Below are 22,066 nucleotides of genomic sequence, written 5' to 3' on the forward strand. Positions count from 1 at the left end.
GATGCCGGCGGCCGCGATCCCCACCGTCACGCTCAACGACGACAACACCCTCCCCGTGCTGGGCCTCGGCGTCGCCGAGCTGTCCGCCGAGGAGACCGAGAGCGCGGTGGCCAGCGCCCTGGAGGCGGGTTATCGGCTGATCCAAACCGCGAAGGGCAACGAGGAGGCCGTCGGGCGCGCCGTCGCCGCGTCGGGTCTGCCCCGCGACGAACTGTTCATCGCCACCAAGCTCGCCACCGAGGACCAGGGTTTCCAGTCGTCCCAGGACGCCATCAGGGCCAGCCTCGAACGCCTCGGCTTGGAGTATGTCGACCTGTATCTGATGGACTGGCCGGCCGAGCAGAACGGCAAGTACATCGACGCCTGGGGCGGCATCATGCGGTCCCGCCAGGACGGTCTGATCAAGTCGATCGGCGTCGCGAACTTCACCCCAGAAAACCTGTCGGACATCATCGACCTGAGTTATTTCTCGCCGGTGGTCAACCAGATCGAACTGCACCCGCTGCTCAACCAGACCGAGTTGCGCGCGGTACACGGCGATCGTTCGATCCTCACCGGGGCGTACATCCCGACCGATGAGGGCAAGCTGACGGACAATCCCGCGATCGCGGAAGTGGCTGCGGCGCATGGGAAGTCACCGGCACAGGTGCTGATCCGCTGGAGCCTGCAGCAGGGCGATATCGTCGTTCCGCGGTCGGCTCCGGCACACATCGCCGAGAACGCCGATGTGTTCGACTTCGAACTCACCGCAGCGGAGATCGAGACCCTCAACGGTCTCGACGACGGGACCCGCTTCCTGCCGAATCCGGCAGGCTAGGCCCCGCCGCCGAGCCCGCTGTGGCTCAGGCGTCCAGCAGCCAGTCGTTCGGGCTGAACAACTCGCAGTGCACCCGATCCGTGGCGATGCCGCGGCCGGTCAGCTGGGCGCGCACCGCCTGCACGAAACCGTCGTTCCCGCACAGATAGATCTCTGCGCCGTCGGCGATGTCGACGTCGTCGAGGTTCATCAGCCCCTCGTGGATCCGGGGGTTGTCGCCGTCGACGTCCTCGGCGTACCAGAGGTCCAGGCTGGCGTCGGGCAGGATATCGACGAGTTCACGGTGCCGCTTACGCAACGGGTGGCTCTCCTCGCTGCGGTCTGCGTGCAGCACCTGCACCGGTGCTGCATGTGACTGGCCGACAAGATATTCCAAAATTCCGATCATCGGCGTGATGCCGATGCCTGCGGAGATCAGCACGACTGGTGCACCACTGCGCGGCTCAGGCAGATCGCCGAACGGCACCGTGACGTCGAGCAGATCACCGACCCGGACGCATTCGCGGATCCAGTTCGACACTTCACCTGCCGGGTTTTGCCCGACGGCGTCGACCGGCTTGACCGCAAAGGTCAACTCGGACGCACCGGGAGCGTTCACCAAGCTGTACTGCCGCAGCTGACGCGCTCCGTCGGGTAGCGTCACGCCAACCGAAACATATTGTGCCGCACCAGCTCCTGCGATACCGTCGGCTCCCACTGTCACCAGCACCGCACCCGAGGGGTCATCCTCGCGTGCGGTGACCCGCAACCGGCGGAAGACGTCTCCGGCGTCGACGCCGGCGCCGGCGTACAGATCGCGTTCCAGAGCGATCAGAGTGTCGGCCATGATCCAGTACACCCGGTCCCATGCCGCCGCGACGTCGGCGGTCACCGTGTCGGCGCCCAGCACCTCGACGATCGCGGCAAACAGGTGCTCGTGCACGATCGGGTACTGGTCGGGCACTATGCCCAGCGACGCGTGCTTGTGGCCGATCCGCGACAGCAGTTCGCTGGGGTGCGGCAGGTCCGGATTGACCAGGTGCGTAGCGAAAGTCGCGATCGAGGCGGCCAGGGCCCGCTGCTGGGCTCCCTGCGCCTGGTTGCCGCGGTTGAACAGGTTGCGCAGGAGTTCTGGATGCTGACCGAACATCCGCCGATAGAACACCGAGGTGATCTCGTCGACGTGCGCGCCGACGAGCGGCAGTGTCGCCGTGACGATCTCGGCGTGCTCCGGCTCCAGTTCCTGAACCTCGGCCGCGTCGACTGCGGTGGTGGTCATGTCAGATTCCCTTCGGTTGTGAGTTGCAGAACGACGGGCAGCATCTGGCTGCCGACGAGTTCGGCGATCGTGTGACGGTCGAGTTCGGCGTAGAAGGCCTCTTTGGCATCGGCGAGCACCCGACGCAGCCGGCAGCCCGCGATCAGCGGACAGGCTGACTGGCCGGTGCAGTCGACGACCTCGCGATCACCTTCGAGCCGGCGCACCAGCCAGCCCAGTGATGCCTCGCGGCCGGCGTCGGTGAGTTCCAGGCCGCCGGCGCGGCCGCGGCGAGAGTGGACCAGCCCCAACTCCGTCAGCCGGGACACCGCTTTGGCGACATGGTTCTCCGACGCGCCGGCCGCGGCGGCGACCGTTCTGGTGGTGACCCGCTGCTCGCGGGCCTGACCGGTGGCGAGCAGCATCATGGCCCGGAGACCTAGGTCGGTAAACCTCGTGAGCTGCATAAACCCGACGCTAGTTTATTCGGCATCCGAGATGCGCATTTTCTGCGTGTGGGCTTGAATACACGAATCGGTGCGGATTTTTGACCTGCGGTGGCGGCCGCGTGAGCCCGATCGCGAGGGAAACGACCGCGCCGGCTAGCGGCTGGGGCAGGTGGCCGCGGCCGAGCGCAATTCGTCGGCCGAGGCCTGGTCCACCGGCAGTGCGTAACCTCGCAGCACGGCGATGAACTGCATCGCGTACTGGCACCAGAACGCATGATTGGGCGGCATCCAACTGCCGGGAGGCTGGTCGCCCTTGTCCTGGTTGACCTGACCGTCGACGGCAAGCAGGTTGGCCGGATCGTTGGCGAATCGGATCCGCATGTCGTCCGGCCAGTTTCGCGCGCCCATGTCCCACGCGTACGCCAGCGGCACCAGGTGATCGATCTGCACCGCCGCACCGACCTGTGCACCGCGGGTGAACGGGATCGTCGCGCTGGTGTACGGGTCGTGCAGGACTCCGGTGGCGACCGCCTGCGGGCAGCGTTTGGTGAACACGAAAGTCTTGTCGACGAGGTCCCGGTCCAGCACGTCGTCGCGGGTGTCGCAGCCGTTATGCCCACCCGGCGCGGAGTTGTTGTCGTCCCACGCATCGCCGAATGCCGCGCGCCGATAATCGTTGCCGCGCACCCGCTGCGGGATGACGACAATCCCCTCGAGCACGTCGGTTCCCGGCGCCACCGTCGGCACGTCGGCGCGCGCGATCATCGCATCGGGATGGCTGGTCGAGGACGTCACCTGCACGGAGACGATCACCGACAGCGCCGCAATCACCGCCAGCCAGATCAGGGGCCGCCGTCTCATGACTTGTCCAGGTAGTCGATCCGGTCGCCACCGGTGAACTGGCCGGCCAGGACCGTCATTCCGGGGTTCTCGGGATCGCGGGCGTAGATCGACTGGGCCACCTCACGCGCGTCGACGATGACCTCGAGGTGCTCGGCCAGGGACAGGAAGCGCAGTGTGATGGGACGGCCGGACTGGTTGAGCCCCAACACGTCTCCCTCGCGGCGCTCCTGGAGGTCGAGATCCGCCAACTCGAAGCCGTCCAGCGTGCTCGCCACCGCGGTCAACCGGTCGCCGGCTTTGGATCCCTCCGGGAGCTTGGTGGCCAGCAGGCAGAGGCTGGCGTGCGAACCGCGCCCGATCCGCCCGCGCAACTGGTGCAGCTGGCTGATGCCGAACCGGTCGGCGTCCATCACCACCATCACCGTCGCATTCGGCACGTCCACGCCCACCTCGATGACCGTGGTGCACACCAGGACGTCAATATCGCCCGCCCGGAACGCGGCCATCACCGCGTCCTTCTCGTCGGCGGGCAGCTTGCCGTGCATCAGGCCCAACCGCAGCCCGGCCAGCGGCCCGTGACCCAGATGCGTGAACAGGTTGACGACCGTCTCGGCGGGTGGGCCCCCCTCCTGTTCGCCCGCCTTGTCGTCCTCGTCGATGCGGGAGGCCACGACGTAGGCCTGCCGGCCTTCGCCGACCTCTTCGGTGATCCGTTGCCAGGCCCGCGCCAGCCACTGCGGCTTGTCTTTGATGAAGATCGTGTTGGTGGTGATCGGCTGGCGCCCGCGCGGAAGTTCGCGCAGGGTCGAAGTTTCCAGGTCGCCGTAGACCGTCAGTGCGACGGTGCGCGGGATCGGGGTGGCCGTCATGACCAGCAGATGCGGGGTCAGTCCCGCAGGGGCCTTGGCGCGCAACCGGTCTCGCTGCTCCACGCCGAACCGGTGTTGTTCGTCGACGACGACGAAGCCGAGCTTGTGGAATTCGACGGCGTCCTGCAACAACGCGTGGGTGCCGACGACGATGCCCGCCTCCCCGGACGCCACCTCGTCACGCACCTGACGTTTCTGGGCCGCCGACATCGACCCGGTCAGCAGTGCGATTCGGGTCGCCCCGTCCTCGCCGCCGAGTTGGCCGGCCATCGCCAGCGGACCGAGCACACCGCGGATCGACTGCGCATGTTGGGCGGCAAGGACTTCCGTCGGCGCCAGCAACGCGCACTGGTAACCCGCGTCAACCATCTGCAGCATGGCCACCACCGACACGATCGTCTTACCGGAGCCGACCTCGCCCTGCAGCAGCCGGTTCATCGGCTTGCTCGCGGCCAGTTCGCCGGAGACGACGTCGAGCACCTCCCGTTGACCCGCGGTCAGCGCGAAGGGCAGGCGCTCGATCAGCGCGGCGGCCAAGCCGTCGTCGCGACGCGGCGCGACGGGACCGGATTCGGAGAGCTCGCCGTGGCGGCGCTGCGCGAGGGCCCATTGCATCCCGACGGCCTCGTCGAACCGCAACCGCTCACGCGCCGCCTCGCGCTCGGGTTCCCGTTCGGCGACGTGGATGGCGCGCAGCGCTTCGTCCTCGGAGATCAGACCCCGTTGGCGCACAACGCTTTCGGGCAGCGGATCGGGTATCGGATCCAGCACGGCGAGTACCTGCTGCACGCAGGCGTAGATGTCCCAGCTCTGGAGCTTGGAGCTGGCGGGGTAGATCGGGAAGAAGTCGCGCTCGAAGGCCGCCATCGACAATTCGCCGGCCTCTGAGGTCGAGGTGTCGGCGATCGTCTTGAGCGACTTGCTTCCGAACACCCGTCCCCGCGGCGAGTTCAGCGCCAGGAAGTCCGGGTGGGTGAGCTGCATGTTGCCCTTGAAGAACCCGACCTCACCGGACAGCATCAGGCGGACGCCCTCGATCAAATCCTTCTTGAGCCACTTGGCGTTGAAGAACGTCGCGGTGACCTTGCGCCGACCCTTCCCCAGGGTGATCACCAGATACTCACGCCTCGGTTGGCGATTGGTCCAGCGGACCTCGGCCTTCTCGATCTCGCCGACCAGCGTGATGTGCTCGCCCTCCTCCGGGGGCGCCTCGTCCTCGCCCCACACCGACATCCCGTGGATGTACTTGCGCGGGTAGTGGCGCAGCAGGTCGTCGACGGTGCGGATGCCGAACACATCGTCGAGCAGGCCGGCGGCCTTGCCGCCGACGATCCCGTCGAGACGGTCGGTGAGACCCACCATGACTACTCCACCCCGATCAACAGCTCATCACCGCGGTGACCGGTGGCGTAGGTGGCGAATTCGATTCCGGGATGGCGCCGGTGGATGTGCGCGGCCAGCGCGTCGGCGACGGCCGGATCGGTGCCGGCACCGGTCAACACAGTCACCAGCTCACCGCCGGCCACCAGCAGCAGGTCGATCAGTCCCGCGGCCGCACCGGTCACATCGTCGGCGACCACCAGGACTTCGTCACCGGCGATGCCCAGCCCGTCACCCGGTTCACAGCTGCCCGCCCACGTGAGCGCCTGTTCGGTGGCGGTGCGCACCGAACCGTGCCGGGCTGCGGCCGCCGCCCTGGCCATCGAGTACCCGTCGTCGACGGCGTGGCGACCCGGATCGTGGACCGCGAGCGCGGCCAGCCCCTGCACCATCGAACCGGTCGGCAACGCGACAACGTCGATGCCCCAGCCGATTCCGGCCGTGCAGCCGGCGACCAGCTCCTCGGCCGCGACGTAGCCGTTGGGCAACACCATCACCTGAGCGGCCCCGGCATCGACAAGCGCGCGCAGCAGTTCGCGCGCACTGACGCCGTTGACCGGATCAGCCAGCTCGGCGTCCGGCCGCAGCACGCAGGCACCCTCCTGACTGAAAAGCTCTGCGGCACCGTCTCCGTCGACGACGGCCAGCACCGCGCGCTCCCGACTCCAGCTGCCCGGAGAAACCCGGGCGGGCCCGGTGCTCAGCACCGAGATCTGGATTCGGCTCACGGCACCGGCCGCCAGTCCCGCCTCCACGGCGGCGCCGGCGTCGTCGGTGTGGACGTGTACCGAATAACGTTCTGCCGACGCAGCGATCGCGACCGAATCACCGAGCTGCTCCAGCCGGGTGCGCAGCGGATCGAGGGCCGCCGAGTCGCAGCCGGCGAGCTGATACATCACCTCGAATTGCGGCGGAGCCGGTTCCGCGGTGACGGTCTCGACTAGCGGCGGCCCCGGTTCGTAGGCGTGCCGGTGTGGCGCATGCCCGGTGACGGTGGCAGTCAGCGCGTCGATGAGAACAAGGAAGCCGCGCCCGCCCGCGTCGACCACCCCTGCCTCGGCCAGCGCGTCGAGCTGTTCGGGCGTGCGGTCCAGCGCGGTGACCGCGGCCTCGCCACCTGCGGTGAGCGATTCGGCAAGGCTGGCGCCGTCGGCGGCCCACTGTTGAACGGTGTCGGCGACGGCCTGCAGGACGGAGACGATGGTGCCGGCCACCAGCTGCCCACCCATCGACGACACCACCAGCCCGACGGCGTGCCGAAGGGCCGCGCCCAGCAGCACCGCGTCGATGTCGGCGAGGTAACCGTCGGTGTCGGCGGCAGCCGCGGCGGTTACGTCGGCCAGTCCGCGCAGGATCTGCGACAGGATCACCCCGGAGTTGCCCCGGGCGCCGTGCAGTGCACCTTCGGCGAGCGCGGCGGTCAGCTCGCCGACGCCGCCCGAGCCGGTCACCGACTCCGCCTCGGTCAGCGCCGCCCGCATGGTGAACAAGAGGTTGGTCCCGGTATCGGAGTCGGCCACCGGGAACACATTGAGCCGGTTGATCTCGTCGGTGTGGGTGATCAGGTCGCCGACCGCGGTAGAGGCCCAGTCGCGCAGGGCAGATGCGTCCAGCCGCCGGTCCGGCATCGGCACCTCCTCGCGATCGCTGGCCACCCCACGGCGTCGTCGCGCCAGCCTATCCAGTCCACCCGACACCGCGATGCCGCCGCGGCGCAGGACCGTGGGATGGCGGTATCGCCGCAGCTCAGCGCGCTGTGAAGAGCGTCGCGCGGGCGTTGTGGCAGCGCATTTTGGCGTTCGCTTCGCCGGACGGCTATCCTAGTCAGGTTGTCGGGTCACCCGTTTCGGTCGTTGGCCCCCAGGAACACGTTCGATAGAGGAGTTCTACATGGCTGCCGTGTGCGACGTCTGCGGAAAGGGCCCCGGCTTCGGCAAGTCGGTGTCGCATTCCCATCGCCGGACCAGCCGCCGCTGGAACCCGAACATCCAGACCGTGCGCGCCGTGAGCCGCCCCGGTGGCAACAAGCACCGCGTGAATGTCTGCACCTCCTGCCTGAAAGCCGGCAAGGTCAGCCGCGGTTAATCCCTCTTTTCCGCCCAAGCCGAGGTTTGGGCGGAAAAGTTCGGCGAGACGTTCCCAGCGAAACGTCGATCTCGGCGTGCGTTAAGGCAGTCGCCAGTCGATCGGCTCGGCGCCCATCCCGGCCAGCAGTTCGTTGGCCCGGCTGAACGGCCGTGATCCGAAGAACCCCCGTGACGCCGACAGCGGCGACGGATGCGGGGATTCGATCGTCCTACATCCGGAGCCGTCCAGCATGGGCTTGAGCGTCGACGCATCACGTCCCCACAAGATCGCCACCATCGGTTGCTCGCGCGCCACCAATGCGCGGATCGCGCATTCGGTGACAGCCTCCCAGCCTTTCCCCCGATGCGATGCCGGGGTGCCCGGCCGCACTGTCAGCACCCTGTTCAACAGCATGACACCACGCTGCGACCACGGCGTCAGGTCACCGGTCGACGGCTGTGGGTGGCCGAGGTCCGCGGTGTACTCGGTGAAGATGTTGGCCAGACTGCGCGGCACCGGTCGCACGTCGGGGGCCACCGAGAAACTCAGGCCCACCGCGTGGCCCGGCGTCGGATACGGGTCCTGGCCGACGATCAACACCCGCACCTCGCTGAACGGAAAGGTGAAGGCGCGCAGTACGTTCGGACCGGCGGGTAGATAGCGCTGCCCGGCGGCGATCTCGTCGCGAAGGAACTGTCCCATCTGGGTGATCTGGTCACCGACCGGGGCGAGCGCCTGCGCCCAGCCTTCGTCGACGAGTTCGGCCAGCGGCCGGGCGGTGGTCGTCACCGACGTAACCTAACGCGAGCCGTCAGTCGAAGGATTGCCAACCCGCCGGACCGGCCCAGTCCCGGCCGTCGACCAGCACGCCGGGCGCACCGTCTCGTACCGTGCCGATCACCCGCCAGCCAGGCGGCACCGCGCCGGGAAAGCAGGCGACGAGGGCGTGATCTTCGCCACCGGAGAGCACCAACTCCTGCGGATCGACACCCGCGGCCGCGGCCGCGGCGGTCACGGCATCGACGTCGGGTCGCAGCGCATCCGCGGCGAGGTCGATGAGAACACCGGAGTCACGGGCGATGTGGCCGAGATCGGCGAGCAGCCCGTCGGAGACGTCGGTCATCGCCTGCGCGCCGGCGTCCGCCGCCACAATGCCCTGACCATAGGGTGGACGCGGCACCAGGTGTCGCTCCCGCAGCTCACTGAAACCAACAATCCCCTTGTGGCACAGCAGATATCCGGCGGCGGAGCGGCCCAGCTCGCCGCTGACCGCGACCACCGATCCCGGCCGCGCCCCGCTGCGCAGCACCGGCGGGCGGCCGGCCAGATCGCCGAACGCCGTCACCGAGACCACCCACTGGGGGCTGGCGACCAGATCACCTCCGACGATCCCGGCACCAAGCGGACCGGCCTCCAGCCACATTCCGTCGGCCAGCTCCTGCGCCCGCGCCGCCGGGGTGTCGGGCGGGGCTCCGAACGCGACAACGAATGCGCTGACCCGCGCACCCATCGATTCGATGTCGGCGGCGTTCTGCGCGATGGCTTTTCGACCGATTTCCACCGGCGAGGACCAATCCAGCCGGAAGTGGCGCCCTTCGACCAGCATGTCGGTGCTCACGACGACCCGACCGTCCGGCATCGCCACCACGGCGGCGTCGTCTCCCGGCCCGACCGTCACGGCCGCGGGTTGACGACGCCCGGCCACCAGCCGGTCGATCACCGGGAACTCGCCGAGCTGGCGCAATGTGGGTTCGCCACCGTCGGCCACGAGGTCTGCCCTCCTCCCGTCGCCCAGGCTGATCGGCACGGCAACCTGCGGTACGTTGGGGCCTTGCCGGCACCCGGACATGCCAGTCTAGGGCGGCGCCGCATGCAGGCGGCCATCGAGAGGAGGCGACGGTGGTGGAGGCGTACATGCTGATCCAGACCGAGGTCGGCCGCGCCGAGGTCGTCGCCAAGCAGGTGGCCGCGCTGCCGGGCGTAGTGTCCGCCGAGTATGTGACCGGTCCGTATGACGTGGTGGTCCGGGTCGCCTCGGCCACCGAGGATGATCTGGCCGCGTCCGTGGTGCCCAGCGTTCAGCAGATCGCCGGGATCACCCGGACCCTCACCTGTCCTATCGCCGATGCCGACTGAGCCACTACCCGTCGCGAGCGAGGACAGCACACCGGACGGACCGCCCCGCGCCTTCCTGATCGGCGCGGTTGTCGTGGCGGTGTTGGCGATCGGCGCCGTGCTCGCGATCGCGGCCACCCGCAAAGCTCCGGTCCAGCCAGTGGTCATCGCCGCTGCCCCAGCGCCGCAAGCGGATTCACCGAGCTGCCGGGGTCTGATGGGAGCGTTGCCGGAAAACCTCGGCGAATTCCATCGGGTGGCGGCGGCCGACCCGGTGCCGACCGGCGCGGCGGCCTGGCGTGGGGAGGCCGACAATTACCCGGTCATCCTCCGCTGTGGCATCGACCGACCCGCGGAGTTCATGGTGGGCTCCCCGATCCAAGTAGTCAACGCGGTCCAATGGTTTCAGCTCGACGATCCCCAGACCGACCGCAGCACCTGGGTCGCCGTGGACCGCCCGGTGTACCTGGCGCTCACCCTGCCCAAAGAGTCCGGCCCCACGCCCATTCAGGCGTTGTCGGATCTGATCGCGCGAACCTTGCCTGCGGTTCCGATCGACCCGAACCCGCCTCGCTGAGTCAGCGCAGACCGGTTCCGCGCGCCAACGCCGTCTCCACCATGGTGCCGACCAGCGTCGGGTAGTCGATGCCGCTGGCCGCCCACATCCGCGGATACATCGAGATCGTGGTGAAGCCGGGCATGGTGTTGATCTCGTTGACCACCGGGCCGTCCTCGGTCAGGAAGAAGTCCACTCGCGCCAGACCCTGGCAGTCCAGGGCCTTGAAGGTTCGAATTGCCAAGTGGCGCAGTTCCTCTGCCACGTCTTCGTCGACCTTCGCGGGGACGTCGAGTTCGGCGCCGTCGTCCAGGTATTTGGTGGCGAAGTCGTAGAAGCCGTCTTCGCGGCCCGCGATGCCGGCGACCCGGATCTCCCCGATCGCGCTGGCTTGCACTGAGCCGTCTGGGAATTCGAGGACACCGCACTCGAGCTCACGGCCTTCGATCGCGGCTTCGATGATGACCTTGGGATCGTGTGTGCGCGCATCGGCGATCGCCGCGGGCAGCTCGTCGGGGCTCATCACCCGGTTCACCCCGATCGAGGACCCACCGCGCGCGGGTTTGACGAACATCGGAAAGCCAAGGCGCATGATGTCATCGAGCGTGGGCGCCTTCTCCTGCGGCCGCAGCACCACGTGATCACCGATCGGAAGACCGTCAGCGGCCAGCAGCTTCTTGGTGAACTCCTTGTCCATGCCGGCCGCACTGGCCAGCACGCCGGCACCCACGTACGGCACGCCCGCCAATTCGAGCAGACCCTGGATGGTGCCGTCTTCGCCGTACGGCCCGTGCAGGATCGGGAAGACGACGTCGACCGATGTCAGCACCTCACCGGCGGCTTGACCCAACGACACCAGCTCACCGTGCCGCTGCGGGTCGGCAGGCAACGCCAGCGCCGTGCCGGAGTCACCCCTGACCTCCGGCAGCCGCCGGTCGGTGATGGCCAGGGTTTCCGGCTTGCCGTCGGTCAGCACCCAGGAGCCCTCCGGGGTGATGCCCACGGCGACGACTTCGAACCGCTCCGGGTCGAGGTTCCGCAGGATGCTTCCGGCCGATACGCAGGAGATCGCGTGCTCGGAGCTGCGGCCCCCGTAGACGACGGCGACGCGGATACGAGAAGTCACAAACTAGAGAGGCTACAGCCCAGCCGGTATGAGCACGATCTGGCGCTGTGAGCAGTGACTATCCGGCGCCGAGGGCTGCGAGGACGTCGGCGACCAGGTCGTCGGTGTCCTCGATGCCTGCTGAGATCCGGGCGAAGCCGCCGGCCACGGGGTCGCCCCACCGGGCCCGACGGTCGACGCAGGTGTGGATCCCGCCGAAGCTGGTCGCGGCCACCAGCAGGTCGCTGCGCTGCACCAGGGCGTGGACGGCGCGCGCGTCGGCGAGTTCGAACGACACCAATCCCCCGAAACGCCGCATCTGCGCGGCGGCCACCGGGTGGGACGGGTCGTCGGGCAATCCCGGGTGGCGCACCGAGCGGACGCGCGGGTGGCTGGCCAGCGCGCCGGCCAGCGCGAGGGCGTTGCGGCATTGCCGGTCGAAGCGCAGGCCGAGGCTGCCGAGGCTGCGCAGCACCAGCCACGCTTCGAACGACCCCAGGATCGCCCCGGACAGCAGCCGCTCGCGCTCCAGTGCGGCCATCAGGTCGGGATCGGTGCCTGCGATGTACCCGGCCAGCAGATCGCTGTGGCCCGACAGGGCTTTGGTGGCGCTGGCCACCACCAGATCGGCGCCCAGCGCCAGCGGTTGCTGACCCAGCGGCGTCGCGGTGGTGTTATCCACCAGCAGCCGCGCACCGCGCTGCCGGCAGATCTGGGCAAGCCGGCGCAGGTCCACAACATCCAGCGCCGGATTGGTCGGGGTCTCCGCCAGCACCACGTCGGCGCTTCCGGCGGCCTGGTAGATCTGCTCGGCATCGGCCTCGTGAACGGTGATCCCTTGCGGAGCAAGATATTCCGCGGCGTAGCGGCGCACCTGGTAGTAGCCGTCGGCCGGGACGACCAGTACTGATCCGGGTTTGGCCATCACACGCAGCGCGGCGGTGATCGCCGCCATCCCGGAGCCGAAAGTCAAGGCCGCCGCGGCCCCTTCGAGCTCGGCCAGTGCCGACTCGAGCTGCCGCCAGGTGGGGTTGGTGGCGCGACCGTAGGTGTTCTGTTCGCTGCCCTCGTCGTCGGAGAGGTGGTACGCCGACGCCGGAACCGGACCCGGCTGAATCGGATCTCCCGGAATCGGCAGGGAACTCACAGCTTTGACGGCGCGGGTGGAGTCGCCGTAGCGGTCGGTCATTCCGGTTTGGTGCTGCGGCCCAACAACAGCGCCACCGCCTGGTCGACGGACAATCCCTTGTGGCACACCTGGTGGACCGCATCGGTCAGCGGCATCTCGACGTCATAGCTCGACGCCAGCGCCAGGATCGATTCGCATGAGGTGACGCCTTCGGCAACGTGCCCGCCGGCGGCCAGTTGGGCGGCCTCCATGGTGCCGCCCCGCCCGAGGCGCTCACCGAAACTGCGGTTGCGCGAGTGCGGCGACGTGCAGGTGGCGACCAGGTCGCCCACGCCGGCAAGGCCGGCCAGCGTCGCGGTCTTGGCGCCCACGGCGATGCCCAGTCGCATGATCTCGGCCAGACCGCGGGTGATGATCGCCGCAGCGGTGTTCTCCCCGAGTCCCACTCCGGCGGCCATGCCACAGGCCAGCGCGATGACGTTCTTGCACGCACCGCCGATCTCGGTGCCGATGACGTCGGCGTTCGTGTACGGGCGGAAGTAGCCCGTGCTCAGTGAGCGCTGCAAGGTGATCGCGCGGCCGGAGTCGGTGGCGGCCACCACCGTCGCGGCGGGCTGGCCTTGCGCGATCTCGTCAGCCAGATTCGGGCCCGAGACGACGGCCACCTGGCTGGGATCGACGCCTGTGACCTGAACAATGACCTGGCTCATTCGCATCAGGCTGCCCAATTCGATGCCCTTGGCCAGGCTGACCAGGGTGGCGCCGTCGGCGATCAGGCCACGCCACTGTTCGAGGTTGGTGCGCAAGGTCTGCGCGGGCACGGCGAGCAGCACTGTGGTCAGCCCGTCGAGGGCCTCGGCGGCATCGGTGGTGGCGCGGATCACGGTCGGCAGCGCGATGTCGGGGAGGTATCCGGGGTTGGCGTGTGTGGTGTTGATCGCCTCGGCGACTTCCGCGCGACGAGACCACAACCGGACCTCGGAGCCGGCATCGGCCAGAACTTTGGCCAGTGCGGTTCCCCAGGCGCCGGCGCCCATCACCGCGGCGGTGCCCACCGTGCTGGTCATGGTCATTAACGTAGCCCACGCCGCCGCGACCGCTCGCCGGCCAGGAATGCGAGAGACCCGAACGACGCTGGAAGGATGGTGAACATGAGCGCGGACCTCGGCGTCATCATTGCGGTGAAACGCCTCACGGCCGCCAAGACCAGACTCAGTCCGGTGTTCTCGGCGAATATCCGCGAGCAGGTGGTGCTCGCGATGCTGATCGACACCATCACCGCGGCCCGTGCGGCCAGCGCCGTCGCGTCGATCACCGTGGTCACCCCCGACGACACGGCGGCCACCGCCGCCCGTGAGCTCGGCGCGGACGTGCTGTTCGACGCGACGCCGCCGACCGAGCCCGACCCGTTGAACACCGCAGTGCGATTCGCCTGGGCGGAAGTCAGCAGAAGAACTTCCAATACTGTTGTGCTGCAAGGAGATTTACCCGCACTGCAGACGCACGAACTCACCGACGCGGTGGCGCACGCCCGGGCGCACCGGCGCAGTTTTGTCCCCGACCGTCCCGGCACAGGTACCGCGGCCCTGTTCGCGTTCGGGGCCCCGCTGGACCCACTGCTCGGCCGCGATTCGGCCCGTCTGCACCGCGACTCCGGCGCCGTCGAACTGACCGGCGCATGGCCGGGACTGCGCTGCGACATCGACACCATCGAGGACCTCGAGGCGGCGCGACTGCTGGGTGTCGGGGCGGCGACGACCAGGGCAATCAGCCACCACTGACGGTTAACAACGCTTGAACGGGCAGCAACTTCTGCCTGCCTCGGTCCGCGCGCTTGGCGGATGGGGGATGATCGGAAGCGTGACGGACATGGAAACCGATGCGCGATCGACGGACGACGGCTGGCAGCCCGGCGACGCAGCGCCGGAGGCCCCGCCGGCGGCCACGGCTGCCGCCGTCGAAAATGCACTGCCCGAGGACCGATACCTCAACCGCGAGCTGAGCTGGCTGGATTTCAACGCCCGCGTGCTGGCGCTGGCGGCCGACACCTCGCTGGCTCTGCTGGAGCGGGCGAAGTTCCTGGCGATCTTCGCGTCCAATCTCGACGAGTTCTACATGGTCCGGGTGGCCGGGCTCAAGCGCCGCGACGAGATGGGGTTGTCCGTGCGTTCGGCCGACGGGCTGTCGCCGCGCGAACAGCTGCGCCGGATCGGCGAACGCACGCGCCAGATCTCGTTGCGCCAAGCCGAGGTCTTCATCCAATCGGTGCGGCCGGCGTTGGCCGACGAGGGAATCCACATCGTCACGTGGGCGGACCTGACCGACGCCGAACGCAGTGAGCTCTCGACGTACTTCCACGAGCAGGTGTTCCCGGTTCTCACCCCGCTCGCCGTCGACCCCGCGCATCCGTTCCCGTTCGTCAGCGGGCTGAGCCTCAACTTGGCGATCACCGTGAAGTCGCCCGACGACGGTGGCGAACACTTCGCCCGCATCAAGGTTCCCGACAACGTCGACCGTTTCGTTGTGCTCAAGGGCACCAACGGAGATAACGACGTCGTCCGGTTCCTGCCCACCGAGGAACTCATCGCGGCATTCCTTCCGGTGTTGTTCCCCGGCATGGAGATCGTCGAGCATCACGTCTTCCGCATCACCCGCAACGCCGACATGCAGGTCGAGGAAGACCGCGACGAAGATCTGCTTCAGGCGCTCGAACGTGAACTGGCGCGACGGCGCTTCGGTTCTCCGGTGCGCCTCGAAGTCGCCGACGACATGACCGAGCACATGCTCGAACTGCTGCTCCGCGAGCTCGACGTCCACCCCGGCGATGTGGTGCAGGTGCCGGGGCTGCTGGATCTTTCGTCGCTGTGGCAGGTGTACGACGTCGACCGGCCGGCGCTCAAGGATCGCCCGTTCGTGCCGGCCACCCATCCCGCGTTCGCCGAGCGGGAGACACCCAAGAGCATCTTCTCCACGCTGCGCGACGGTGACGTGCTGGTGCACCATCCGTACGACTCGTTCTCGACGAGCGTGCAGCGCTTCATCGAGCAGGCCGCCGCCGACCCGAATGTGTTGGCCATCAAGCAGACGCTGTACCGGACCTCCGGTGACTCCCCCATCGTCAACGCGCTCATCGACGCGGCCCAGGCGGGCAAGCAGGTGGTCGCCCTGGTGGAACTGAAGGCGCGCTTCGACGAGCAGGCCAACATCAAGTGGGCCCGCACGCTGGAAGATGCGGGCGTGCATGTCGTTTACGGGCTGATCGGGTTGAAGACCCACTGCAAGACCTGCCTGGTGGTGCGCCGCGAAGGCTCGACGATCCGTCGCTACTGCCATATCGGCACCGGGAACTACAACCCGAAAACCGCGCGGCTGTATGAGGACGTCGGCTTGATCACCGCCGCGCCCGACATCGGCGCGGACCTGACGGATCTGTTCAACTCGCTGACCGGCTACTCCCGCAAGGTCAGCTACCGCAACCTGCTGGTCGCCCCGCACGGGGTGCGCAAGGGCATCATCGAGCGCATCGAGCGCGAGATCGACGCGCACCGCCAGGGTGAGAGCGGCCGGATTCGGCTGAAGGCCAACGCCCTTGTCGACGAACAGGTCATCGACGCGCTGTACCGCGCATCGCAGGCCGGCGTCCGCGTCGAGGTGGTCGTGCGCGGCATCTGCGCCCTCAAGCCGGGTGCCCAGGGTTTCTCCGAGAACATCGTCGTGCGTTCGATACTCGGCCGGTTTCTGGAGCATTCGCGGATCTTCCATTTCAATGCGATCAACGAGTTCTTCATCGGCAGCGCCGACATGATGCATCGCAATCTCGACCGGCGCGTCGAGGTGATGGCTCAGGTGAAAGATCCCCGGCTCACTGCGCATCTCGATGAGATCTTCGAATCGGCGATGGATCCGTCGACGCGATGCTGGGAGCTGGGACCCGAGGGGCACTGGACCGCGGCGCCGCAAGACGGCAGGCAAGTCCGAGACCATCAGGTGTGGCTGATGGAACGTCATCGGCAGCGCTGAGTGCCTTCGCCGTTGCGACCCACCAGATCCGGTCCCGAACAGGGCCCCGAAATGATTTGCGGGAGTTGACGTGGCCAAGAGAACGTCACGCGACAGCTCGAGGACCAAATCGACCAACAAGTCCGCGACAAAGAAAAGCAAGACGCTCAAGCGTCGGGTGATCGCCGCCGGTGCGGCGCTGTGGCGACACGATCCCGAGACGGGCGAGCTGCACGTCGCAGTCATTCATCGGCCGCGCTACGACGACTGGTCGCTACCCAAAGGGAAAGTGGATCCGGGCGAAAACGAACCCATCGCCGCAGTACGCGAGATCTGGGAGGAAACCGGTCAGCGGTCTCAGCTGGGCCGGCGCCTGATCCAGACGCACTACCCGATCCCGCAGGGGACCAAGATCGTTCACTACTGGACGGCGCGGGCGCTGGGCGGCGAATTCACGCCCAACGCCGAAGTCGACCTGATGGAGTGGCTGCCGGTCGCCGAGGCGGCGCAGCGCCTCACCTACCCGCACGACCGGGAAGTGCTGAAGGCGTTCGCCAAACAACCCGCCGACACCACGACGGTCTTGATCGTCCGGCACGGAACCGCGGGCATCAAGTCCCGCTACAAGGACGACGACCGCAGCCGGCCACTGGACAAGAATGGTCGGGCGCAAGCGGAATCGTTGGCCGGCCAGCTGATGGCATTCGGGGCCACCGACGTCTACGCGGCCGACCGGGCTCGCTGCTTCCAGACAGTCGAACCGCTGGCGCAGGAACTCGGCGTGACGATCTCCGCCGAGACCAGCCTCACCGAAGAGGCGTACGCCGCCGATCCCGACGCCGCGCACAATCGCATCATCAAGATCGCCGCGCAGGGCGGGACACCGGTCATCTGCACGCAGGGCAAGGTGATTCCCTACCTGCTGGCGTGGTGGCGCGGTACCGACAAGCCGGACAAATCGCGTAACCGCAAGGGCAGCACCTGGGTGCTGTCACTGACCGGCGACCAGGTCGTGGCCGCCGACTACATCGACAGTCCACTGGCAACACGCCCCTGACACGCGAATACGCCGCGGGCGTTGAGCCCGCGGCGTATTCAACTTCAGCTATTTAGCGACGGCCCTTTTTGGCCGGAGCCTTCTTGGCCGGAGCCTTCTTGGCCGGTGCAGCCTTCTTGGCGGGCGCGGCCTTCTTGGCCGGAGCCTTCTTGGCCGGTGCAGCCTTCTTGGCGGGCGCGGCCTTCTTGGCCGGAGCCTTCTTGGCCGGTGCAGCCTTCTTGGCGGGCGCGGCCTTCTTGGCCGGAACCTTCTTAGCGGGTGCAGCCTTCTTGGCGGGCGCGGCCTTCTTGGCCGGTGCAGCCTTCTTGGCCGGAGCCTTGGTAGCAGCCTTCTTCACGACCGCCTTGCGAACGGCCTTCTTGGCCGCCGCCTTCTTGACGGGTCCGCCGACGGCACCGCGCTTGACGGCGGGGCCCTCCGAAGGAAGCTTCTGTGAACCAGAGACGACGGCCTTGAACTGAGCGCCGGGACGGAAAGCGGGAACGGAAGTCGGCTTCACTTTGACGGTTTCGCCGGTGCGCGGGTTACGCGCCACACGAGCGGCACGACGCCGCTGCTCGAAAACGCCGAAGCCCGTGATGGTCACGCTGTCGCCCTTGTGCACCGCGCGCACAATGGTGTCGACGACGTTCTCCACCGCCAGGGTTGCCTGCCGACGATCTGAGCCCAATTTCTCCGTGAGTACGTCGATGAGCTCTGCTTTGTTCATTCAATTCCTCCGAAGCCAGTGGTCCACTTTGGACCGACTGCAGAACACGGTAAACCCAAGAGCTGCAGATTTCCAAGAGCCACGCCCAATTTCAGGCATTACTTAGGAGGATTTCAGCAATCCGCTTGCCGCCCTAGGGCGGTGATTTCAGGTCGTCCGAACCCCCTTTTTGGCGCGGGATTTCGGCGTTCCGCGTCGTTCAGGACGGTGTCGTAATGCGCGGCTTCCAACTCGGACGGGACTCCTCGAAGGCTGCGATCTGATCGCGTTTCCGCAGCGTAAGGCCGATATCGTCAAGACCTTCCAGCAGTCTCCACGCCGTGTAATCGTCAATCGTGAACGGCACCACTGCTGTTCCCGCGGTGATATTTCGATCTTGAAGATTCACAGTCAGTTCCAGCCCAGGATTCTGCTCGATGAGCTTCCACAAAAGTTCAACATCATCTTGAGCGACTTCGGCCGCCAGCAGCCCAGCCTTGCCGGCGTTGCCGCGAAAGATGTCGGCGAAACGGGATGAGATGACGACCCGGAAGCCGAAGTCCATCAGCGCCCAGACCGCATGCTCACGCGACGAGCCGGTGCCGAAGTCCGGTCCGGCCACCAGAACCGAACCCCGGTCGAAGGGGCTCAGATTCAGAACGAATGAGGGATCGTTGCGCCACGCGGCGAACAAACCATCCTCGAAACCCGTTCTGGTTACCCGCTTCAAATACACCGCCGGAATGATCTGGTCGGTGTCGACATTGGATCGTCGCAGCGGAACACCGATGCCGGTGTGGGTGTGAAATGCATCCATCGTGTTCTCCTTAGCAGGTCTATTTGTCGAGATCGGCAGGCGAGGACAGCGTTCCGCGCACTGCGGTCGCAGCCGCGACCGCGGGCGAAACGAGATGTGTCCGCCCGCCCTTGCCCTGCCGGCCTTCGAAATTCCGGTTGGACGTCGACGCACAACGCTCCCCCGGCGCCAGCTGATCGGGGTTCATGCCCAGGCACATCGAGCAGCCCGCCTGGCGCCAATCGGCACCGGCGGCGGTGAAGATCTCGCCCAGCCCTTCACTTTCGGCCTGGGCGCGCACCCGCATCGACCCCGGCACGATCAGCATGCGCACCCCGTCGGCGACCTTGCGGCCACGCAGCACGTCGGCCACCACCCGCAGATCCTCGATGCGCCCGTTCGTGCACGACCCGACGAAGACGGCGTCGACGGCCACCTCACGCATCGGCATGCCCGCCCGAAGGTCCATGTATGCCAACGCCTTCTCGGCGGCCTGCCGCTCGCCATCGCTGGTCATCAATTCGGGATCGGGTACCGAGTCGGCTAGCGGAACACCCTGGCCGGGGTTCGTGCCCCACGTGACGAAGGGGCTCAGCGTCGCTGCGTCGATGTAGACCTCGGTGTCGAATTCGGCGCCCTCGTCGGTCTTCAGCGCCTCCCACGCGGTGACGGCGGCATCCCAGTCCGCACCGGTCGGCGCGTAAGGACGGCCCCGCAGAAACTCATAGGTCGTCTCATCCGGTGCCACCAATCCGGCACGGGCACCGGCCTCGATGCTCATGTTGCAGATCGTCATCCGGCTTTCCATCGACAGCGATTCGATGGTGCTGCCGCGATATTCGATGACATAACCCTGACCGCCGCCGGTTCCGATCTTGGCGATCACGGCCAGGATGATGTCCTTGGCGCTCACGCCCTGTGGCAGTGCCCCGTCGACGTTGACCGCCATCGTCTTGAACGGACGCAGCGGAAGTGTCTGGGTGGCAAGCACATGCTCGACTTCGGACGTGCCGATCCCCATCGCGATCGCGCCGAACGCACCGTGGGTGGAGGTGTGGCTGTCCCCGCACACGATCGTCATGCCGGGCTGGGTCAGTCCCAGCTGGGGCCCCATCACGTGAACGATGCCCTGCTCGGCGTCGCCCATCGGATGCAGCCGCACCCCGAATTCGGCGCAGTTGTGGCGCAGCGTCTCGACTTGGGTCCGAGAGATCGGGTCGGCGATCGGCTTGTCGATGTCGACCGTCGGAACGTTGTGGTCCTCGGTGGCGATCGTGAGATCCGGCCGGTGCACCGGACGGCCGGCGAGCCGCAGTCCGTCGAAAGCCTGCGGGCTGGTCACCTCGTGGATGAGATGGAGATCGATGTAGATCAGGTCGGGTTCACGTGATGAGCCGGTGCCGGTTCCGGCGACCACCACGTGGTCGTCCCACACCTTCTCGGGCAGTGTCCTGGGCTTGTCGGACTGAGCCATGGGTTCTCACTTCACTTCTCGATTCCCGCGACGCGAGAGTGGCTATCTCACATTTCGGGACGCTAGTATCTCTCTATGAGACAGGATAGCGGCATCGGCGTGCTCGACAAAGCCGTGGGCGTACTGCACTCAATCGCCGAGTCCCCCTGCGGGTTGGCCGAACTCTGTGAACGCACCGGCCTGCCCCGCGCGACCGCACACCGGTTGGCCGCCGGCCTCGAAGTGCACCGCTTACTGGCCCGCGACAGTGCAGGACGATGGCGACTCGGACCGGCCATCTCCGAATTGGCGGCCCACGTCAACGATCCCTTGCTTGCCGCGGGCGCCACGGTATTGCCGCGGCTGCGGGAGATCACCGGCGAGAGCGTTCAGCTCTACCGCCGCGAGGGCACCACTCGAATCTGCGTCGCAGCACTGGAACCCCCTGCCGGGCTGCGCGATACCGTGCCCGTCGGGGCGCGCTTGCCCATGACGGCTGGATCGGGCGCGAAGGTTCTGCTGGCCTTCAGCGACACCACCACCCAGCAGGCCGTCCTCCCGACGGCGAAATTCACCGAACGCACCCTCGCCGAGGTCCGCCGCCGCGGCTGGGCGCAGAGCGCAGCCGAACGCGAGCCCGGGGTGGCCAGTGTCTCGGCGCCGGTACGGGATCGCACCGGCGCGGTGGTGGCAGCGGTGTCGGTGTCGGGTCCGATCGACCGGATGGGCCGCAGGCCCGGCGCGCGTTGGGCGGCCGATCTATTGGCCGCTGCCGACGCACTCACCCGCCGACTGTGATCCCCGCGACAGCCGTGCGGCAGAGCCTGACAAACTGACGCCATGGGAACCAATCAACGCAACCAGATCGTCATGTCGGACGCCGAGGTCGCCGACTTCGTCGCACGCAGTCGCACCGGCACCATGGCGACCATCGGCCCCGACGGCCAGCCGCATCTCGTGGCCATGTGGTACGGCGTCCTCGACGGCGAGATCTGGGTCGAGACGAAAGCCAAGTCACAGAAGGCCGTCAACCTGCGTCGCGACCCGCGGGTGAGCTTCCTCATCGAGGACGGCGACACCTACGACACGCTGCGCGGGGTCTCCTTCGAAGGTGTCGCCGAGATCGTCGAGGACCCCGACACCATCTTCAAAGTCGGCATCAGCGTGTGGGAGCGCTACAACGGGCCCTACACCGACGATCTCAAGCCGGCCGTCGACATGATGATGAACAAGCGTGTGGCGGTGCGCATTGTGGCCAAGCGCACCCGCTCCTGGGATCACGGCAAGCTCGGCTTGCCCCCGATGCCGTTGGCCGGCTCCACCGCACCAACCGAATAGGAGGCTCGAAACGACGAATCGCCCGGTCGATGACCGGGCGATTTGATTTGGTAGCCCCGATGGGATTCGAACCCACGCTACCGCCGTGAGAGGGCGGCGTCCTAGGCCGCTAGACGACGGGGCCAGAACCAAATCCGTGGCGCGCCGCGTGGCGCACCGGGTTGCCAG

At 67.5% G+C, this 22,066-nt stretch carries 22 protein-coding genes and 1 tRNA gene; 9 read left to right on the forward strand and 14 right to left on the reverse strand.

Translation table 11 applies throughout. The annotated features are described in order from the left end of the window. Nucleotide 1 precedes the first annotated feature (1 nt). Nucleotides 2–817 carry an aldo/keto reductase gene (locus tag Y900_RS03635; protein ID WP_036339112.1) on the forward strand — a complete coding sequence of 272 codons (816 nt, stop codon included), beginning with the start codon at nt 2–4 and terminating at the stop codon, nt 815–817. A 25-nt stretch (nt 818–842) separates the two neighbouring features. On the opposite strand, the gene Y900_RS03640 is transcribed toward Y900_RS03635, so the two are convergent. From Y900_RS03640 to Y900_RS03660, 5 genes are all read right to left on the reverse strand, one after another. Further along, complete coding sequence (locus tag Y900_RS03640; RefSeq protein ID WP_036339115.1) at nt 843–2,075, reverse strand: globin domain-containing protein; 1,233 nt, start codon at nt 2,073–2,075, stop codon at nt 843–845. Further along, entirely contained in the window at nt 2,072–2,521 is a 450-nt protein-coding gene (locus Y900_RS03645; protein WP_036339117.1) for an RrF2 family transcriptional regulator, read from the reverse strand. The genes Y900_RS03640 and Y900_RS03645 overlap by 4 nt, the downstream gene beginning before the upstream one ends. Before the next feature lie 135 nt (nt 2,522–2,656). After that, the gene (locus Y900_RS03650) at nt 2,657–3,364 is read right to left on the reverse strand and encodes an HNH endonuclease family protein (RefSeq protein ID WP_036339120.1); all 708 of its coding nucleotides are present in this window, start codon (nt 3,362–3,364) and stop codon (nt 2,657–2,659) included. Beyond that, complete coding sequence (recG, locus tag Y900_RS03655) at nt 3,361–5,577, reverse strand: ATP-dependent DNA helicase RecG (protein WP_036339122.1); 2,217 nt, start codon at nt 5,575–5,577, stop codon at nt 3,361–3,363. Before recG ends, Y900_RS03650 begins: the two co-directional genes overlap by 4 nt. 2 nt (nt 5,578–5,579) lie before the next feature. Continuing rightward, nucleotides 5,580–7,223 (reverse strand): fatty acid kinase ATP-binding subunit FakA, encoded by a 1,644-nt coding sequence (locus Y900_RS03660; protein WP_036345736.1) that lies wholly within the window; start codon nt 7,221–7,223, stop codon nt 5,580–5,582. 262 nt (nt 7,224–7,485) lie between these two features. Here Y900_RS03660 and rpmB point away from each other — a divergent pair, with 262 nt between their 5' ends. Beyond that, nucleotides 7,486–7,680 carry a 50S ribosomal protein L28 gene (rpmB, locus tag Y900_RS03665; protein ID WP_036339124.1) on the forward strand — a complete coding sequence of 65 codons (195 nt, stop codon included), beginning with the start codon at nt 7,486–7,488 and terminating at the stop codon, nt 7,678–7,680. An 81-nt stretch (nt 7,681–7,761) separates the two neighbouring features. Here rpmB and Y900_RS03670 read toward each other — a convergent pair whose 3' ends face one another. Together Y900_RS03670 and Y900_RS03675 are read right to left on the reverse strand one after the other, a co-directional pair. Then, nucleotides 7,762–8,451, reverse strand: a complete 690-nt coding sequence (locus Y900_RS03670; RefSeq protein WP_036339127.1) for a uracil-DNA glycosylase — start codon at nt 8,449–8,451, stop codon at nt 7,762–7,764. 22 nt (nt 8,452–8,473) lie between these two features. Further along, entirely contained in the window at nt 8,474–9,430 is a 957-nt protein-coding gene (locus Y900_RS03675; RefSeq protein WP_036339129.1) for a thiamine-phosphate kinase, read from the reverse strand. Nucleotides 9,431–9,561: 131 nt separating this feature from the next. Between Y900_RS03675 and Y900_RS03680 the strand changes: the two genes are divergently transcribed. Then, complete coding sequence (locus Y900_RS03680) at nt 9,562–9,798, forward strand: Lrp/AsnC ligand binding domain-containing protein (protein ID WP_036339131.1); 237 nt, start codon at nt 9,562–9,564, stop codon at nt 9,796–9,798. After that, a complete protein-coding gene (locus Y900_RS03685) occupies nt 9,788–10,354 on the forward strand; it encodes a DUF3515 domain-containing protein (protein ID WP_036339132.1) in 567 nt (188 codons plus the stop codon). Before Y900_RS03680 ends, Y900_RS03685 begins: the two co-directional genes overlap by 11 nt. A 1-nt stretch (nt 10,355) precedes the next feature. Here Y900_RS03685 and Y900_RS03690 read toward each other — a convergent pair whose 3' ends face one another. From Y900_RS03690 to Y900_RS03700, 3 genes are read right to left on the reverse strand one after another with little or no spacing between them, the layout of a single operon-like run. Next, a complete protein-coding gene (locus Y900_RS03690) occupies nt 10,356–11,459 on the reverse strand; it encodes a D-alanine--D-alanine ligase family protein (protein ID WP_036339135.1) in 1,104 nt (367 codons plus the stop codon). A 58-nt stretch (nt 11,460–11,517) separates the two neighbouring features. Continuing rightward, nucleotides 11,518–12,627, reverse strand: a complete 1,110-nt coding sequence (locus tag Y900_RS03695; RefSeq protein WP_036339138.1) for a cystathionine gamma-lyase — start codon at nt 12,625–12,627, stop codon at nt 11,518–11,520. Continuing rightward, nucleotides 12,624–13,622, reverse strand: a complete 999-nt coding sequence (locus Y900_RS03700; RefSeq protein ID WP_109751168.1) for an NAD(P)H-dependent glycerol-3-phosphate dehydrogenase — start codon at nt 13,620–13,622, stop codon at nt 12,624–12,626. The genes Y900_RS03695 and Y900_RS03700 overlap by 4 nt, the downstream gene beginning before the upstream one ends. A gap of 87 nt (nt 13,623–13,709) precedes the next feature. On the opposite strand from Y900_RS03700, the gene cofC reads away from it, so the two are divergent. From cofC to mutT1, 3 genes are all read left to right on the forward strand, one after another. After that, nucleotides 13,710–14,348 (forward strand): 2-phospho-L-lactate guanylyltransferase, encoded by a 639-nt coding sequence (cofC, locus tag Y900_RS03705; protein ID WP_036339144.1) that lies wholly within the window; start codon nt 13,710–13,712, stop codon nt 14,346–14,348. Between the two features lie 88 nt (nt 14,349–14,436). Continuing rightward, a complete protein-coding gene (locus Y900_RS03710; protein WP_051660302.1) occupies nt 14,437–16,587 on the forward strand; it encodes an RNA degradosome polyphosphate kinase in 2,151 nt (716 codons plus the stop codon). A 70-nt stretch (nt 16,588–16,657) separates the two neighbouring features. Beyond that, on the forward strand, nt 16,658–17,623 hold the full coding sequence (mutT1, locus tag Y900_RS03715; RefSeq protein ID WP_036339150.1) for an 8-oxo-(d)GTP phosphatase MutT1: 966 nt from the start codon (nt 16,658–16,660) through the stop codon (nt 17,621–17,623). Nucleotides 17,624–17,675: 52 nt separating this feature from the next. Here the strand turns inward: mutT1 and Y900_RS03720 are convergent, their stop codons facing one another. From Y900_RS03720 to leuC, 3 genes are all read right to left on the reverse strand, one after another. Continuing rightward, nucleotides 17,676–18,332: an HU family DNA-binding protein gene (locus tag Y900_RS03720; RefSeq protein ID WP_036339153.1), complete on the reverse strand. Its 657-nt coding sequence runs from the start codon at nt 18,330–18,332 to the stop codon at nt 17,676–17,678. 199 nt (nt 18,333–18,531) lie between these two features. Next, nucleotides 18,532–19,128, reverse strand: coding sequence for a 3-isopropylmalate dehydratase small subunit (gene leuD / locus Y900_RS03725; RefSeq protein WP_036339156.1), 597 nt, complete (start codon nt 19,126–19,128; stop codon nt 18,532–18,534). Nucleotides 19,129–19,147: 19 nt separating this feature from the next. Further along, nucleotides 19,148–20,581, reverse strand: a complete 1,434-nt coding sequence (gene leuC / locus Y900_RS03730) for a 3-isopropylmalate dehydratase large subunit (protein WP_036339159.1) — start codon at nt 20,579–20,581, stop codon at nt 19,148–19,150. Nucleotides 20,582–20,656: 75 nt separating this feature from the next. Here leuC and Y900_RS03735 point away from each other — a divergent pair, with 75 nt between their 5' ends. Beyond that, nucleotides 20,657–21,358: an IclR family transcriptional regulator gene (locus tag Y900_RS03735; RefSeq protein WP_036339162.1), complete on the forward strand. Its 702-nt coding sequence runs from the start codon at nt 20,657–20,659 to the stop codon at nt 21,356–21,358. 42 nt (nt 21,359–21,400) lie between these two features. Next, complete coding sequence (locus Y900_RS03740) at nt 21,401–21,898, forward strand: PPOX class F420-dependent oxidoreductase (protein ID WP_036339164.1); 498 nt, start codon at nt 21,401–21,403, stop codon at nt 21,896–21,898. Between the two features lie 48 nt (nt 21,899–21,946). Here the strand turns inward: Y900_RS03740 and Y900_RS03745 are convergent. After that, a tRNA-Glu gene (locus Y900_RS03745) sits at nt 21,947–22,022 on the reverse strand. Nucleotides 22,023–22,066 lie beyond the last annotated feature (44 nt).

Source organism: Mycolicibacterium aromaticivorans JS19b1 = JCM 16368 (assembly GCF_000559085.1).
GTDB lineage: Bacteria > Actinomycetota > Actinomycetes > Mycobacteriales > Mycobacteriaceae > Mycobacterium > Mycobacterium aromaticivorans.